Raw genomic sequence first — 14,323 nt, 5'->3', positions numbered from 1 at the left:
GGCTGCCGTCGCCGCAGCGGCGGACGCCGGTGCCGAGGCCGTGCTGCATTGTGGTGACGTGGTCGCGCCCAGCACGCTGGAGGTGCTCCGTCCGTTCGCCCTCCCGGTGCATGTCATCCACGGCAACAACAGCGGCGACCTCTATATGATGGGCCGCATCGCCGCGCAGCCGGCCAACCGCACGCACTACTACGGCCAGGATGCCGGACTCGAACTGGCCGGACGCCGCATCTTCCTGGTGCACTACCCGCACTATGCCCAGGCCATGGCCGCCACCGGCGACTGGGACCTGGTCTGTTGCGGCCACGACCACCGCGCCGACATCCGCACGGTCGCCAACCTGGCCGGGGGGCGGACCTGGCTGGTGAACCCGGGCACAGTCGGCGGCATCAAGGCGCCGGCCACATGGGTGCTCGGGGACCTCGCCACCCTGACCTTTTCCCTGCATGACATCAGTCTGCCGGCAGGCAGACAACAGGTAGCCGAATGAAAGACGACAATCCGGAACACATGGTACTGGGCGACAAGAGCGGCATCGACCTCTCCGATTCACGCCCCTCGCTCAAGGCCCAGCTCAAGACCCAGCAACAGGCGCTCGCTGCGTTGCCCGCTGACACTGCCCCGCTCGCGCGCGCCCGCCTGCAGCTCGACATCGCCGAGACCCTGCTCGGGCTGCAGCAGTTCGACGACAGCTGGGCACAGGCGCGGGCGGCGTTCGACGTGTTCGCCGGGGGTGCGGCGTGGCAGGACGCCGTGGAGGCCTGCGACATCCTGTTCCAGTGCGACCGGCCGGAGTCGCTGGCCGCACTCGGCAACGGTGTGTGGCTGGCGGTCACCTTTCCGGTGCCGGCGGCACTGACCGTCGCCATGCTCCAGCACATCGTCGACGAAACCCCGGACAACTCCGACGGCGGCGCGGTCGCCGCCATGGCCGCCCACTACATCGCCGATCTGCGCAGTACGGGCGAGGAACACGACAGCCTGACCTTCTTCACCAACCAGTTGGTGGCCGGCGTGGCGAAACGCCATCGCGGCATCGACGACCCCGAGATGATCCGCATGTGGACCGAGATCCTGGGCCTCAACGATGTGCCGGAGCTGTTCGCGCGGCTGGCGGCCATCCTCGACACCATCGTCGGCGGCCGGTGGTGGATCGACCGTGACACCCTGCGCGCGCGGCTGCCGGAATAATGGGTGACTGTAAATTGGTGTCAGAGTAAATTTTTTGCTTATATTCCTGGTAAGGAAAATGTGCTCTGACCCCTGCTACAAGGGGTACCAGTGTCCGGCGCCCGCCGGATTGGAGGCCGTTTATGCGAACCCCTGCCCTGTGTGCGCTCGCGCTGCTGCTCGGCGCGTGCCAGTCACTGCCCGGTTACCAGCGCCCCACCGGACCGACCCCGCAACCGGAGCTGACCGGCGTCACGCTCAACCAGCCGCTGACCATCCGCGCGGATTACGCCAGCGTCTACATCCAGGCCGGCCGGGTCCGGCCGACCAACAGCGCCGCGGAATACCAGCCGCACTGCATTCTCGAGCTGCGCACGGTAGCGCCGGTCGAGCGTACGGTGCAAGCGGACAGATTCAGCGTGACCGGCATCCACCGTGACCGCTTCATGGCCGGCACGGCCGGCCTGCAGCTGGCCGCCCTCACGCTGGACGGCGGGGATTACAACCCCGTGATGTCGACCACCACGCTCATGCTGCACTCCGACCGGCAGCCGGAGGTGGTGCGCCTGAAATGCCAGCAGCTCGACGAGCCCTACTGGGCGCATCACGTGAGCGTGGCGGAAATGCAGCAGGCGCTGGGCCGGATCATGACCCTGGAGTAACCTGGACCCAGCGCGGGGCATTCGCAGGCGCGGGCCGTGTCCACGACCCGCATGCATCACGGCAGCGCCTCAGGTGCCGCTACTCCTGGTAGTAATAGTCGTAACTGGTCAGGATGTCCTGGGTGAACCCCCAGGCCTCGTTATAGGACAGCCCGCTGTCCTTGGGGATAACGACCTTGACGTAGAGCTGACCGGAGTACTCGTCCTTCAGGGCCGCAAGCCGCTTGTCCAGCTCCTGGCGCGTCAGCGTCTGGTACTCCTCGTTCTCCATCTCCTTGAACTCCAGGTGGTACTTGCCGTCATCCTTGCGGTAGCGTACCGATACCAGATACTTGCCGGCCGCGCTGCGTGCCGGCTTGATCAGTTTGTTGTACTTCACGCTGAGCTCGTCGTAACTGCCCTGCAGATTGGTCAGTTGCAGTTCCGAATCGGCGTACTGCGCGCGCAGCGCCTCGAGTTCGTCCTTGCGGACGAGTTCGAGCTGTTCGAGCTCCGACACCCTGGCCTGCTGTCGCGTCAGTTCCTCCTGGCGCTGGCGCAGGGTGTCCTGCGCCTGGCGCAGATCTGCGGCGGACTGCTGCAGGCGCGCCTGGAATCCCTTGCTCTCGCTCTCCAGCGTGCGCACCTGCTGGCGCACCTGGATCAGCTCGCGGCTGGTCGCCTTGTTGATCTCGCTGCTGCGCATCAGCTGCATGCGCAGCTCGGAGATCTCGCTCTGTGCCTGCGCCAGGCGCTCCTCCAGCGTCTCGCTGGTATGCGTCGCGGTCTCGGCCATGGCCTTGGCCTCGCGCTCCGAGGCGATGGTGGCGCGCAGTTCGCGCACCAGCTCCCAGTTGCGGATCATCAGGATGGTGCTGCTGATCATGAAGATCATCACCACCACCATCATGATGTCGGTGAAGGACGGCCAGAAGCTGTCGCTGCCGGACGTGTAGTCGCCGGCCTGGCGGAGATCGATGAAGCCCTCGTCCATAGCTACTTACCAGGGGCCGGCAGCCGGAAGCCCTCGCGCAGCAACTGTTTCATCTGGGCCAGGTCGCTGTTGACCCGACCGACATTCTCGGCGAGACCGCCGATGGTCGCATCCAGGCTGTCGCCGGCGGAGGCGAAATCCTGCTGGATCTGCTTCATGCCGGCGGCCGCTTCGCGTAGGCCGTTGACCAGGCCGGTGACCTCGTGCAGCAGGCTCTCGCTGTCGTGCGAGAAACGGGGCAGCAGGTAGACCGAGGTCAGTTCCTCCACCTTGCCCAGCACGTTGGTCTGCGCGTCACCCAGCTTGAGATAGAAGTAGCCGTAGAACATGTAGCAGAGGATGGCGGTAAAGGTGGTCGACAGCGCCGTGGACATGCCGTGGATCACCATGCCCATGCTGCTGGTGGCCTGGATGTCCTCCAGCAGGTTGGAGGCGCCGGCGAGTGCGATCGACAACGACACGATGGTGCCGAACACGCCGGTCAGGATCAGGATGTTGCTGACATACTTGGCGAAGCTGATGCGGGTGCTTTCGACCGCGAGGAGGGTGGATGCCAGCGCGCTGTGGTTGATCTTCGCGTACTGGTTGCTCAACCGCACCAGCGTCTGGTAGCGGCGCGCGATGATGGAACGCGTGTTGACGCCCTTGAGCGGGTTGTCGTGCCCGTTCTCCAGGTGCGAGCTGACGCGCTCGAGCGCGACCTCCTCGCGCATGTAACGCAGCAGCGACGACACGATCTTCACCAGGCCGAGCAGGAAAATCGCCACGATTCCGCCGTTGATCAGGTAGCCGGCCGCGGTCAGCTGGTGCGTGAAGTACAGCTCGCCGATGAATTTGTAGTTGGCGATCAGCGCGATCACCACGATCGCCCCGAGCACCATCATGCGCAACAGCATGCGGCCGCTGAAGTTGGTCCTGGTCTGGTTCATTGCCTGCCCTGTCTCAACAAGGTGATTCGGAATCCGCGCATCTTACCCGATTTTGCCGGCACCCGGTCACGGCGAATGCAGCGAGCTTGAAAAGCGCATACAACTTAAGCGCTTGAAACGCCGCCCGCGCACCGGCCAGCGGCGCGTCAATTTTTTGAAGGCAGTGCGGGCCGGGATGTATTGCGCGCGCGGCTAGGTCTTGCGGTAGATCTGCGCACCGCCGTCCTTGAACTCGGCGGCCTTCTCGGTCAGCCCCGTCTCGATGGCCTGGCCGATGTCACCGATGCCCTTGCCGGCGGCATAATCGCGCACGTCCTGGCTGATCTTCATGGAACAGAACTTCGGACCGCACATGGAACAGAAGTGCGCCACCTTGGCGGAGTCCTTGGGCAGCGTGGCGTCGTGGAACTCACGCGCCTTTTCCGGGTCGAGTCCGAGGTTGAACTGATCCTCCCAGCGGAACTCGAAGCGCGCCTTGGACAGCGCATTGTCGCGCACCTGTGCGCCGGGATGTCCCTTGGCCAGGTCCGCCGCGTGCGCGGCGATCTTGTAGGTGATGATACCCTCGCGCACATCCTGCTTGTCCGGCAGGCCGAGGTGTTCCTTCGGCGTCACGTAGCACAGCATGGCCGTGCCATACCAGCCGATCTGGGCCGCGCCGATGGCGGACGTGATGTGGTCGTAGCCGGGCGCGATGTCGGTGGTCAGCGGGCCCAGGGTGTAGAACGGCGCCTCGAAGCAATCGCGCAGTTCCTTGTCCATGTTCTCCCGGATGAGCTGCATGGGCACATGGCCGGGGCCCTCGATCATCACCTGCACGTCGTGCTCCCAGGCGATCTGCGTCAGTTCGCCCAGAGTCTCCAGCTCCGCGAACTGGGCGGCGTCGTTGGCATCGGCGATCGAGCCCGGCCGCAGGCCGTCGCCGAGCGAGAACGACACGTCGTAGGCTTTCATGATGTCGCAGATATCGGCGAAGTGGGTGTAGAGGAAGCTCTCCTGGTGATGCGCGAGGCACCACTTCGCCATGATCGAGCCGCCGCGCGAGACGATGCCGGTCACCCGGTTCGCGGTCAGCGGCACCCAGGCCAGGCGCACGCCGGCATGGATGGTGAAGTAGTCCACGCCCTGCTCCGCCTGCTCGATCAGGGTGTCGCGGAAGATATCCCAGGTCAGCTCCTCGGCGCGGCCCTCGACCTTTTCCAGCGCCTGGTAGATCGGCACGGTACCCACCGGCACCGGCGCGTTGCGCAGGATCCACTCGCGCGTCTCGTGGATGTTCCGGCCGGTCGACAGGTCCATCAGCGTGTCGCCGCCCCAGCGCACCGACCACACCATCTTCTCCACTTCCTCGGCGATCGAGGAGGTCACCGCCGAATTGCCTATATTGGTATTGATCTTCACCAGGAAATTGCGGCCGATGATCATCGGCTCCAGTTCCGGGTGATTGATGTTGGCGGGGATGATGGCGCGCCCGCGCGCCACCTCGTCGCGCACGAATTCCGGCGTGACGCGCGCAGGCAGGCTGGCGCCGAAACTGTGCCCCGGGTGCTGCTTCAGCAGGCCGGCGTCGCGCAGCTCGTCCAGGCGCAGGTTCTCGCGGATGGCGACGAATTCCATCTCCGGGGTGATGATGCCGCGGCGCGCGTAATGCATCTGGGTGACGTTATGCCCGGCCAGGGCCCGGCGCGGCGGACGGATGTGCTGGAAACGCAGCGCGGCGAGCGCCGGATCCTGCTGGCGCTGCCGGCCGTACGCGGAGCTCGGCCCGGGCAGCTGCTCGGTGTCGGCACGTCCGGCGATCCAGTTGCTGCGCACCTCGGGCAGCCCCGCGAGCAGGTCGATGCGGGCGTCCGGGTCGGTATAGGGTCCGGAGGTGTCGTACACCGTGATGGGCGGATTGTGCTCGACCCCGAGGCTGGCGGGTGTATCGGCCTGCCGAATCTCGCGCATCGGCACCCGGATGTCGGGACGCGATCCCGGTACGTAGATGCGGCGTGAATTCGGGAACGGCCGGGTGACGTCGGCGGACAGCCGTGCGGTCTGACTGATGAAATCTTCCGGGATAGCACTCATAACGGCCGTCCTCATTGCGATGAACAAAGGCAGTGCGCCGGCGAGTGCTCGAGCTTCCCTACGCCGGCATGACCCGGGTCAGGTTCCAAGGGTATGTCTCAGCCCGCAGCGGGCACCCCCAGCCGGGGATACACGGTAACGAAAGGTTTCCTGCTTTGCAACAACACTGCCGCCGCGGATTTATGCAACATGTTGTTTCCAAAAACATACCGCCCGCCTACCCCAGCCAGATTATTGCCAGCACGGGACAAAGTCCGTACCCTTGGCTGCCGTTGAATGCAACCGGCAGCAGGCATGATGGAACCGGCAGAAATCGAACAGGCACGCTTCAACATGATCGTGCAGCAGATCCGGCCCTGGGAGGTGCTCGACCCCCAGGTCCTGGAGGCCATGGCGCATGTCCCGCGCGAGGCCTTCGTGCCGGAGCGCTATCGCGGGCTGGCCTTTGCCGACACCAACATCCCGCTCGGCCACGACCAGGTCATGATGAAACCCAACGTCGAGGGCCGGCTGCTGCAGGCACTGGCCATCCGGGCGGAGGACAGCGTGCTCGAGATCGGCACCGGCAGCGGCTATCTGACCGCGTGCCTGGCCCGGCTCGGCCGCCATGTCACCAGCTTCGAGATCCTGCCGGAACTCGCCGCTGCGGCCGCTGCAAGCCTGGGCGAGCTCGCTGTCGACAACGTCACCCTGCACACGGGCGACGGCCTGCACGAGATCGGTACGGACCTGCGCTTCGACGTGATCGCCGTTACCGGCTCGCTGCCGTTGCTGGACCGGCAGTACTTCGACAATCTCGAGAACGGCGGCCGGCTGTTTGTCATCACCGGCCAGCTGCCGATCATGGAAGCGCGCCTCATCACCCGCATCAACGCCAACAACTGGATCAGCGAATCCCTGTTCGAGACCTGCATTCCACCCCTGATCAACGCCCCGCTACCCGAATCCTTCGACTTCTGACCGGTCCGGCAGTCCATGCGCGAGATGACCCCCGACGAGTGCAAGGCGTACCTCGAGAGTGCGCCGGCCAGGCCCCTGCTGCTGGATGTGCGGGAACCCTGGGAATACAACATTGTCCACCTCGAGGGCTCCCGGCTTATCCCCATGCGCCAGATCCCCGTCGAGGCCGCCTCGCTTGATGCGAACCAAGAGATCGTCGTAATCTGCCACCATGGCATTCGCAGCCGGCAGGTCGCCCTGTACCTGAAGGCCCAGGGCTTCGACAAGGTCATCAACCTGCGCGGTGGCATCGACGCCTGGGCGCGCCACACGGATACGAGTCTGCCGACCTATTGACCGGAACGCCGGGGGCAGGATCCCGCTACAGCAGGAACAAGGCTATGCTGCGCAAGATGCAATCGATCAAGGTGGTTCTCCTGTCCGGCGTCCTGCTGGGCGCGGGCCCGGCCTGCGCCGACGACCTCGCCACGGTCTATCGGCAGGCGCTGGCGGCCGACCCCCAGTACCTGGCCGCGAGCGCAGAGCACCGGGCCGCACTGGAGGTGAAACCGCAAAGCCGCGCCGGGCTGCTGCCCGAGGTGGGGCTCGGCGGCACCGTGACGCGCGACAGCTACGATCCGCGCTCCGGCGGTCCGACCACCTACGCAACCAACAAGCTCTACACGATCAGCCTGACCCAGCCCCTGTTCCACCGCGAACGCTTCATCCAGCTCAAGCAGGCCGACAGTCGCATCGCACAGGCGGATGCCACCTTCACCGCGGCCCAGCAGGACCTGATCCTGCGCGTGGCGAACGCGTATTTCGATATCCTGGGCTCACGCGACAACCTGGCCTTCGTGCAGGCCGACAAGGCGGCGCTGACGCGCACGCTGGACCAGGCCCAGCAGCGCTTCGAGGTGGGCCTGGCGGCCATCACCGACAAGCTCAAGGCCCAGGCGGCCTACGACATCGCGGTCAGCGACGAGATCACCGCCGAACAGCAGCTGGCCGACGCACACGAGGCGCTGCGCGAACTGACCGGATCGATGCCGGAAACACTGGCCCTGCTCGGCGAGCACATTCCGCTGCAGGCACCGGAGCCGGCCGACCAGGATCAGTGGGTGCGCTCGGCCATCGAGCAGAATCCGCTGATGCTGGCAGCGCAGGCGGCCGCCGAAACCGCCAAGCAGGAAATCCAGGTACAAAACTCCGGACACTTTCCTGCCCTCGACCTGACCGCGGATTACAGTTACAGAGACAGTAATTTCGGTGGACTGACCTCCACCCCGCTGGAGCGCAACGACGGCAGCGTCGGGCTGCAGCTCAACCTGCCGCTCTACCAGGGCGGCGCCGTCACCTCGCGCACGCGCGAACAGCGTCAACGCTACGAACAGGCGCGGGAAGTACAGGAGCAACAGTACCGCGCGACGGAACGGCAGACCCGCGACAACTACCGCGGCGTGGTCAGCGGCATCAGCCGGGTCAATGCCCTGGAGGTCGCGATCGAATCCAACCAGAAGGCCTACGAGGCCGCGAAATCGGGCTTCGATGTCGGTACGCGCGATATCGTCGACGTGCTCGACGCCCAGCGCGAACTGCTGCGCGCCCGCCGCGACCATGCCCGCTCGCGCTACGACTACCTGCTCAGCACGCTGCGCCTGAAACAGGCCGCCGGCATACTCGCCGAGGACGACCTGATGCAGATCAACGCGATGCTCGTGGCGGAGGGGCTTTAATTACCGTCTCGCGCAAAGGCGCCAGGAAAACCTGCATAAGACCAAAGCGAACGCGACAAGTCCAGGGTAGATATTACGGCAGGAGCTGACCGTGTCCGCGAACGTATGACAAATAGTTCGCGCTTGCGCGGCGCAGCTGTAGATATGTCAAGTAGCCGGGTTTCGCCATACATACGCTGTGTTCTCTGTGGCGTTCGTTTTCCTTTATGCCTTTACGCCAGACATTTTGATTCAGGATTCCTGCCATGACGAACAACGGCCTGCCCGAACAGCTGCCCGGTTTCGACGATCCGCTCGGCCTGCTGCGCGCGTGCCACAACAAGATGCTCGTACACTGCGGGCTGCTGGAGTCCCTGCCGGATACGCCGGATCCCGCCGTGGCACAGCAGGTGTTGCGCTATTTCTCCACCAACGCGGTGACCCACCACCGCGATGAGGAACAGGACCTGTTCCCGCGTCTGAACCGCCAGTCCATCAAGCTGGCGGAGCTGATCCATCGGCTCAGGCAGGAGCACACCGAGCTGGACCGGCTCTGGGCCACGATTGCCGCCGTCCTGCGACGTCCGGCAGCGGCCGGCACAGACCCGGATTTCAGGAGCACGGTAGCGCTGTTTTGCGCGCTCGCGCGCGACCACATCGCGCGCGAGAACGGGGAGCTGCTGCCACTGGCCGCCAGCAGCCTGAGCCGTGCGGCGCTGGGCGAGATCGGCGAATCCATGGCGGCGCGCCGCGGCGTTCCCTACTCGGCGCTCTGACAGGAAACCGCGACCTGGCGGTCGATCATCTCCAGCACCGCGGCCAGGGCGCCGCGGTTGCGCTGCACCACCGCCCGGCCCTGCTCGCCCACCTGATGGCGCGCGTTGGCATCGCCGAGCCATTCGCGCACCACGCGCTCCAGCCCGGCCACGCTTTCGACCTTGCGACACGCCCCGGCGACCAGCAGCAGATCGCAGATCTCGGTGAAATTGAAGACATGCGGACCGGTCACCACGGGCACGCCCAGCGCGGCCGGCTCCAGCAGGTTGTGGCCGCCGTGATGCACGAGGCTGCCGCCGACGAAGGCGACATCGGCGGCCGCATAGAACAGCGGCAGCTCGCCCATGGAATCACCGACGAACACCTGGGTCTGTGCCGTGCACGGCTCGCGGGTACTGCGCAGCAGCGTGCTGAAGCCGCGCTGGCGGCACAGGTCGGCGACCGCCTCGAAACGTTCCGGATGCCGGGGCACGAGGACCAGCAGGCAATCGGCAAACTGCCTGCGCAGCTGTCGGAACACGTCGAGGATGAGCTCGTCCTCGCCCTCGTGGGTACTCGCCGCGATCCAGACCGGGCGGCCGCTGCCCCAGTCGCGACGCAGCGCCTCGGCGCGTTCGAGCAGGCTGGGCGCGATACGCTGCTCGAATTTCAGGTTGCCGGTGACGGCCACGCGCGCGGGATCCGCGCCCAGGCTCACGAAACGCTGGGCGTCGGCCTCACCCTGGGCGGCGACCTGCGTCACCGCCGTCAGGGTCTGTCCGATCAGACTGCGCACGCGGCGGTAGCCCCGCAGCGACCTGCCCGACAGCCGCGCATTGAGCAGCAGCAGCGGCACGGACCGGCGCCGGCAGGCGGCGAACAGGTTCGGCCACAGTTCGGTCTCCATGACGATCGCCACGCAGGGTCTGACCCGGTCGAAGAAACGCGCCACCGCGCCGGGCAGGTCGTAGGGCGCGTAGACATGGGCGACCTCGCTGCCGAACAGCGACCGCACCCGTGCCGATCCGGTCGGTGTGACGGTGGTGACGAGCAGTGAGTGATCGGGATAGCGCTCGAGCAGTGCGCGCAGTACCGGTTGCGCTGCCTGCACCTCACCCACCGACACGGCATGCAGCCAGATCACGCGCGCGCCCAGCGGCGGCTCGATGAAGCCGAAACGTTCCGGCCAGCGCCGCAGGTAGGCCGGCGCGCGCAGTCCGCGCCACGCCAGACGCAGCAGCACCAGCGGTGCCAGCAGGTAGAGCAGGACGGTGTAGAACAGTCTCAAGGGTCGCGAATCCTGGCCATGACAGGAGCCGGCAGCACGTTCGCTGGCACGCCTGTCACCGGGTCAGGCCTGGCTGTTGTTCTTGACAGCGGCAAGCATAACACAGCCGCCCGCGCTGCCAGGGCCAACCCGTGCGCGGTGGCCGTGCAGCGGGCATGAACATCACCGCGGCGCGGCGTTACAATGCCAGCCGACAGAACCTGACCGGCAACAGGCATGAACCATCCCCCAGCAGGCAGCCTGCGACTCTTCGCGCCACGCCACTGGCCGACCTGGCTCGGTGTCGCGCTGCTGTGGTGTCTCAACCAGCTGCCGTTCCGGGCACAGCTCGGGGCCGGCCGCGCACTCGGGTACCTGCTGCGGGCCTTCGGCGGACGCCGCAAGCGCATCACCCGGACCAACATCGACCTGTGTTTCCCGGAACTGCCGGCACGGGAACGGGCGCGGATCGTGCGCGAGAATTTCGCCTCCATGGGCATCGCCATCCTGGAAATGGGCCTGAGCTGGTGGGCATCCGACCGCCGTCTGCGCCGGCTGGTCACGATCGAGGGCCTGGAACACCTGGAGGCCGCGCTGCAGGCGGGTCATGGTGCGATCCTGTTGAGCGCCCATTTCACCACCATGGAAATTGGCGGCCGCCTGCTGTCGCTGTATACCCCGTTCCGGGTGCTTTACCGCGAACACAAGAACCCCGCCATGGAATACGTCATCAGCCGCGGTCGCGCCGGCTTCACCCGCGATGCCATCCCGCGCGACAATCTGCTCGCCATGCGCCGCAGCCTGCGCGAGAACGTGCCGGTATGGTATGCGCCGGATCAGGACTTCGGCATCGGCAAGGGGGTGTTCGTGCCGTTCTTCGGCATCCCCGCCGCCACCATCACCGCAACCTCGACCCTGGCGAAGATGGCGCGCTCGCCGGTCGTGCCCTTCTACCAGACCCGCCTGCCCGGCGCCCGCGGCTACCGCCTGACGCTGCTGCCGGCACTGACGGACTATCCCGGCGGCGACGAGGCGGCGGACGCCAGCCGCATCAACGCCCTGCTCGAGTCGCTGATCCGCGCACAGCCTGCGCAGTACCTGTGGGCGCATCGCCGTTTCAAGACGCGCCCCGCGGGAGCGGCGCCGGTCTATGACTGAGCGCCGGAATCCGGAATGGACGGCGGCTGCCGGCGCGCCGGCACGCCTGCGCGTCAAGCTGCTCGGCCGCACCGAGACACGCACCTGGTTGCGCCAGTTCCCCGCCGGCACACCGCGCTGGGGGCGCTGCGACTTCAGCTTCGACCCCGCAGTGCGCGACTACGACTGGCTGGTGGTCTACGACGACCTGCCACCGCTCGGCAGCGAACGCTTTTCGGCCCGGGTCGAGGTGCTGGCATGCCCGCGCCGCCACACGCTGCTGGTCACCACCGAGCCCTCCTCCATCAAGACCTACGGCAGCGCCTACACCCGTCAGTTCGGGCACGTCCTGACCAGCCAGGTCGAGTGGGCGCTGCCGCATCCGCACCGCGTCTATGCACAGCCGGCGCTGCAATGGTTCTACGGCCTCGGCAGCCGGCATGCGGTCGGCTACGACGAGCTGCTGCAGACCCCGCCCTGGACCAAGCACCGCGCCATCGCCACGGTCTGCTCCACCAAGCAGCAAACCCACACCCTGCACAACCGGCGCTATGAATTCACGCTCGCCCTCAAACAGCGACTGCCGGAACTGGACCTGTACGGGCATGGCGTACGGGAAATGGACGACAAGGCCGAGTCGCTGCGCGACTACCGCTACCACATCGCGATTGAGAATCATCGCGGCCTGCATCACTGGACGGAGAAACTCGCCGATCCCTTTCTCGGCCTCGCGCTGCCGTTCTACTACGGCTGCACCAACACGACCGACTATTTCCCCGCGGAGAGTTTCATTGCGATCGACATCGACGACATCGACGGCGCGGCCGCGAGCATCCGGCGCGCGATCCGCGACAACGAATACGAGCGGCGGCTGCCGTACCTGCTCGAGGCCCGGCGGCGGGTGATCGAGGAGTACAACCTGTTCGCCGTGCTGAGCCGGCTGATAGAGGCGCAGCACCGGAACGGCGTCCCGCGGGAGCCGGGCGCGGTCATCGAGTCACGCCGTGCCAGCAACCGGAAGTCCCTGCTGGCCGCGCTGTGCTATGCCGGCGAGAAAGCCCGCAACCGTCTCTATCACCGCTTCAGACGGCGCTGACCTCGACCGCCGCGCCGCGCAGCTCTGCGGCGACCCGGGCCCCGACCTCCGCAGCCGTGATGTCGCCGATCCGTTCGCTGTACAGGCAGGCGAACCTGCCGCGCTGCATGTTGCGCTGGTATTGCTTGCCGCCGGCACCGAACAGCGCCACGCCCGGCGTGCCCAGGAGCGCTGCCAGGTGGGTCGGGCCGGAATCGTTGCCCACCACGAAGGCGGCACCGCGGAGGACGCCCGCAAGCTGAAAATAGTCGAGGTAGGGGCCGGTGCCCGTCAGCATGGTGCCCGGCATGGTCCGGCACAGCGCCAGGTCCGCCGGCCCGGGCACGGTCACCACCGGGTAGCCCGCGGCCAGCAGCTGGCAGCCGAGTTCGGCGTAGTGCGGCCAGCACTTGTGCGCATGGCGTGCCGAGGCGCCCGGCAGCAGCACCACGTAGCGGTCGCCGACACCCGCGGCTGCGAGCACGGCGGCGACATCGTCCACCATCCAGGCGAGGTCGGGGCTGCCGGTGTAGCGTACCGGCACGCCGGCCGCCTCCAGCTGGATGGCATATTCCTCCTGCAGGGTGAGCGGCCGCTCCGGCAGGGTAAAAGGCAGGGCACAGCCGCGCACCCTGCCCGACCAGGCCGCCCGCCGCACGAACAGGCGAAAGTAGAACCCGGTCCGCGCCGACTTCTGCAGGTCGTAGATGATATCGAAGGTGTCGAAGGCGACCGTCCGGTTGAGCCGGTAGAGCCGGTCCAGGCGCCAGCGCGGCGCACGCGGGTCGACCAGCACCTGCTGCACGAGCGGGTGGCGCGCGTACAGCTTGCGGTAGGCGGGCCCGGTCAGGATGGTGATCGCGTCGCCGGCGTGATGCGCGCAGATGTCGCGGATGGCGCCGTCCGCCAGCAGCAGGTCGCCGAACGCGCCCAGCTTGATGATGAGTATGCGCCGGCCCATCCCGTCAGGTGTAGGAGGCGTAGGATTTCTCCTCGACCAGTTCCGATCCCAGCAGGCTGTTGAGCCGCTTTTTCAGCGCGGCACGCTCGTCGTTCGTGTAGTACACCGCGCGCGCCAGCCGGACGAATTCGGCGTCGAAGCGCTGCTCGCGCTCGCAGTTCCTGATGTCGTCCTCGATATCCCAGAGCTTGGCATTGGCGGCACGCAGCGCGTCCATGGCTGCGCGCGCGTCTGCGTCCAGCGGCCCGGCGGCCTGCATTACCGCATCCAGCGCGGCCAGTTCCCGCCGGACGTTCTGCAGCTTGTCGGGATCCCGCATACGCTCGGCCTTGATCTGCAGGATCGTGATCTTGTCGAACAGCTCCCCCCAGGAGACCGGTATCATCACCGCCATCGGCATTCCTCCACTGATAGTCCCTGCGCCGGGCACAGGTTCTGCGCCTGCCGGCAGGGAGGCGGCAATATACATTCAGGCCAGCGGCCAATATACTAGCCGCTTCCCGGAATCAGGCAGCCCCAGGACCGGAATCCTGCATGAAGCGCAGACTGTGTATTGTCCACGCCGCCCGTTTTTATTTCAATCAACGCGGCACCCCTGAACGCTTCACCACGCTGAAATTGCCCTGCTCGCGGCAAGGCAGTCCCGGCAGCGGCAGGCAGCGGCGA

General features: G+C 66.5%; 15 protein-coding genes and 1 riboswitch. Of the genes, 9 read left to right on the top strand and 6 right to left on the bottom strand.

From position 1 onward, the window contains the following. From R3F42_05830 to R3F42_05820, 3 genes are all read left to right on the top strand, one after another. Nucleotides 1-490, top strand: a 490-nt coding sequence (locus R3F42_05830; protein ID MEZ5541547.1) for a metallophosphoesterase family protein, incomplete at its 5' end; no start/stop codon positions are given. Next, nucleotides 487-1,191 (top strand): hypothetical protein, encoded by a 705-nt coding sequence (locus R3F42_05825; GenBank protein MEZ5541546.1) that lies wholly within the window; start codon nt 487-489, stop codon nt 1,189-1,191. The genes R3F42_05830 and R3F42_05825, both read left to right, overlap by 4 nt. A gap of 122 nt (nt 1,192-1,313) precedes the next feature. Beyond that, entirely contained in the window at nt 1,314-1,832 is a 519-nt protein-coding gene (locus R3F42_05820; protein MEZ5541545.1) for a hypothetical protein, read from the top strand. 79 nt (nt 1,833-1,911) lie between these two features. Here R3F42_05820 and R3F42_05815 read toward each other — a convergent pair whose 3' ends face one another. The 3 genes from R3F42_05815 to thiC form a co-directional block, all read right to left on the bottom strand. Next, nucleotides 1,912-2,805, bottom strand: a complete 894-nt coding sequence (locus tag R3F42_05815; GenBank protein MEZ5541544.1) for a hypothetical protein — start codon at nt 2,803-2,805, stop codon at nt 1,912-1,914. A gap of 2 nt (nt 2,806-2,807) precedes the next feature. Further along, the gene (locus R3F42_05810; GenBank protein ID MEZ5541543.1) at nt 2,808-3,734 is read right to left on the bottom strand and encodes a MotA/TolQ/ExbB proton channel family protein; all 927 of its coding nucleotides are present in this window, start codon (nt 3,732-3,734) and stop codon (nt 2,808-2,810) included. Between the two features lie 192 nt (nt 3,735-3,926). Beyond that, on the bottom strand, nt 3,927-5,807 hold the full coding sequence (gene thiC, locus R3F42_05805) for a phosphomethylpyrimidine synthase ThiC (GenBank protein ID MEZ5541542.1): 1,881 nt from the start codon (nt 5,805-5,807) through the stop codon (nt 3,927-3,929). A gap of 38 nt (nt 5,808-5,845) precedes the next feature. Continuing rightward, a riboswitch (TPP riboswitch) is annotated at nt 5,846-5,937 on the bottom strand. 164 nt (nt 5,938-6,101) lie between these two features. Between thiC and R3F42_05800 the strand changes: the two genes are divergently transcribed. The 4 genes from R3F42_05800 (at nt 6,102) to R3F42_05785 (ending at nt 9,237) form a co-directional block, all read left to right on the top strand. Next, a complete protein-coding gene (locus R3F42_05800; protein MEZ5541541.1) occupies nt 6,102-6,767 on the top strand; it encodes a protein-L-isoaspartate O-methyltransferase in 666 nt (221 codons plus the stop codon). A 15-nt stretch (nt 6,768-6,782) separates the two neighbouring features. Beyond that, nucleotides 6,783-7,103 (top strand): rhodanese-like domain-containing protein, encoded by a 321-nt coding sequence (locus R3F42_05795; GenBank protein ID MEZ5541540.1) that lies wholly within the window; start codon nt 6,783-6,785, stop codon nt 7,101-7,103. 44 nt (nt 7,104-7,147) lie between these two features. Beyond that, on the top strand, nt 7,148-8,482 hold the full coding sequence (locus R3F42_05790) for a TolC family outer membrane protein (GenBank protein ID MEZ5541539.1): 1,335 nt from the start codon (nt 7,148-7,150) through the stop codon (nt 8,480-8,482). A gap of 245 nt (nt 8,483-8,727) precedes the next feature. After that, the gene (locus R3F42_05785; GenBank protein ID MEZ5541538.1) at nt 8,728-9,237 is read left to right on the top strand and encodes a hemerythrin domain-containing protein; all 510 of its coding nucleotides are present in this window, start codon (nt 8,728-8,730) and stop codon (nt 9,235-9,237) included. Here R3F42_05785 and waaA read toward each other — a convergent pair. Continuing rightward, nucleotides 9,222-10,505 carry a lipid IV(A) 3-deoxy-D-manno-octulosonic acid transferase gene (waaA, locus tag R3F42_05780; protein ID MEZ5541537.1) on the bottom strand — a complete coding sequence of 428 codons (1,284 nt, stop codon included), beginning with the start codon at nt 10,503-10,505 and terminating at the stop codon, nt 9,222-9,224. The two genes, R3F42_05785 and waaA, sit on opposite strands and share 16 nt — an antisense overlap. A 216-nt stretch (nt 10,506-10,721) precedes the next feature. On the opposite strand from waaA, the gene lpxL reads away from it, so the two are divergent. Together lpxL and R3F42_05770 are read left to right on the top strand one after the other, a co-directional pair. After that, complete coding sequence (gene lpxL / locus R3F42_05775; protein ID MEZ5541536.1) at nt 10,722-11,642, top strand: LpxL/LpxP family Kdo(2)-lipid IV(A) lauroyl/palmitoleoyl acyltransferase; 921 nt, start codon at nt 10,722-10,724, stop codon at nt 11,640-11,642. Beyond that, nucleotides 11,635-12,717 (top strand): glycosyltransferase family 10, encoded by a 1,083-nt coding sequence (locus R3F42_05770; GenBank protein ID MEZ5541535.1) that lies wholly within the window; start codon nt 11,635-11,637, stop codon nt 12,715-12,717. Before lpxL ends, R3F42_05770 begins: the two co-directional genes overlap by 8 nt. On the opposite strand, the gene R3F42_05765 is transcribed toward R3F42_05770, so the two are convergent. Next, the gene (locus R3F42_05765; protein ID MEZ5541534.1) at nt 12,704-13,657 is read right to left on the bottom strand and encodes a glycosyltransferase family 9 protein; all 954 of its coding nucleotides are present in this window, start codon (nt 13,655-13,657) and stop codon (nt 12,704-12,706) included. The two genes, R3F42_05770 and R3F42_05765, sit on opposite strands and share 14 nt — an antisense overlap. Before the next feature lie 4 nt (nt 13,658-13,661). Continuing rightward, nucleotides 13,662-14,051 (bottom strand): DUF6165 family protein, encoded by a 390-nt coding sequence (locus R3F42_05760; protein ID MEZ5541533.1) that lies wholly within the window; start codon nt 14,049-14,051, stop codon nt 13,662-13,664. Nucleotides 14,052-14,323 lie beyond the last annotated feature (272 nt).

Source organism: Pseudomonadota bacterium (genome assembly GCA_041395565.1).
GTDB lineage: Bacteria > Pseudomonadota > Gammaproteobacteria > UBA9214 > UBA9214 > UBA9214.
Note: the sequence above shows the minus strand (reverse complement) of the source record. Positions and strands in the feature narration are given on the sequence as shown.

Bases quoted from the DNA above. Each gene is read 5' to 3' on its own strand.
- thiC (MEZ5541542.1), bottom strand. From the start codon at position 5,807: ATGAGTGCTATCCCGGAAGATTTCATCAGTCAGACCGCACGGCTGTCC.
- lpxL (MEZ5541536.1), top strand. From the start codon at position 10,722: ATGAACCATCCCCCAGCAGGCAGCCTGCGACTCTTCGCGCCACGCCAC.
- R3F42_05795 (MEZ5541540.1), top strand. From the start codon at position 6,783: ATGCGCGAGATGACCCCCGACGAGTGCAAGGCGTACCTCGAGAGTGCG.
- R3F42_05825 (MEZ5541546.1), top strand. From the start codon at position 487: ATGAAAGACGACAATCCGGAACACATGGTACTGGGCGACAAGAGCGGC.
- R3F42_05815 (MEZ5541544.1), bottom strand. From the start codon at position 2,805: ATGGACGAGGGCTTCATCGATCTCCGCCAGGCCGGCGACTACACGTCC.
- R3F42_05760 (MEZ5541533.1), bottom strand. From the start codon at position 14,051: ATGGCGGTGATGATACCGGTCTCCTGGGGGGAGCTGTTCGACAAGATC.
- R3F42_05790 (MEZ5541539.1), top strand. From the start codon at position 7,148: ATGCTGCGCAAGATGCAATCGATCAAGGTGGTTCTCCTGTCCGGCGTC.
- R3F42_05810 (MEZ5541543.1), bottom strand. From the start codon at position 3,734: ATGAACCAGACCAGGACCAACTTCAGCGGCCGCATGCTGTTGCGCATG.
- R3F42_05765 (MEZ5541534.1), bottom strand. From the start codon at position 13,657: ATGGGCCGGCGCATACTCATCATCAAGCTGGGCGCGTTCGGCGACCTG.
- R3F42_05820 (MEZ5541545.1), top strand. From the start codon at position 1,314: ATGCGAACCCCTGCCCTGTGTGCGCTCGCGCTGCTGCTCGGCGCGTGC.
- R3F42_05785 (MEZ5541538.1), top strand. From the start codon at position 8,728: ATGACGAACAACGGCCTGCCCGAACAGCTGCCCGGTTTCGACGATCCG.
- R3F42_05800 (MEZ5541541.1), top strand. From the start codon at position 6,102: ATGATGGAACCGGCAGAAATCGAACAGGCACGCTTCAACATGATCGTG.
- R3F42_05770 (MEZ5541535.1), top strand. From the start codon at position 11,635: ATGACTGAGCGCCGGAATCCGGAATGGACGGCGGCTGCCGGCGCGCCG.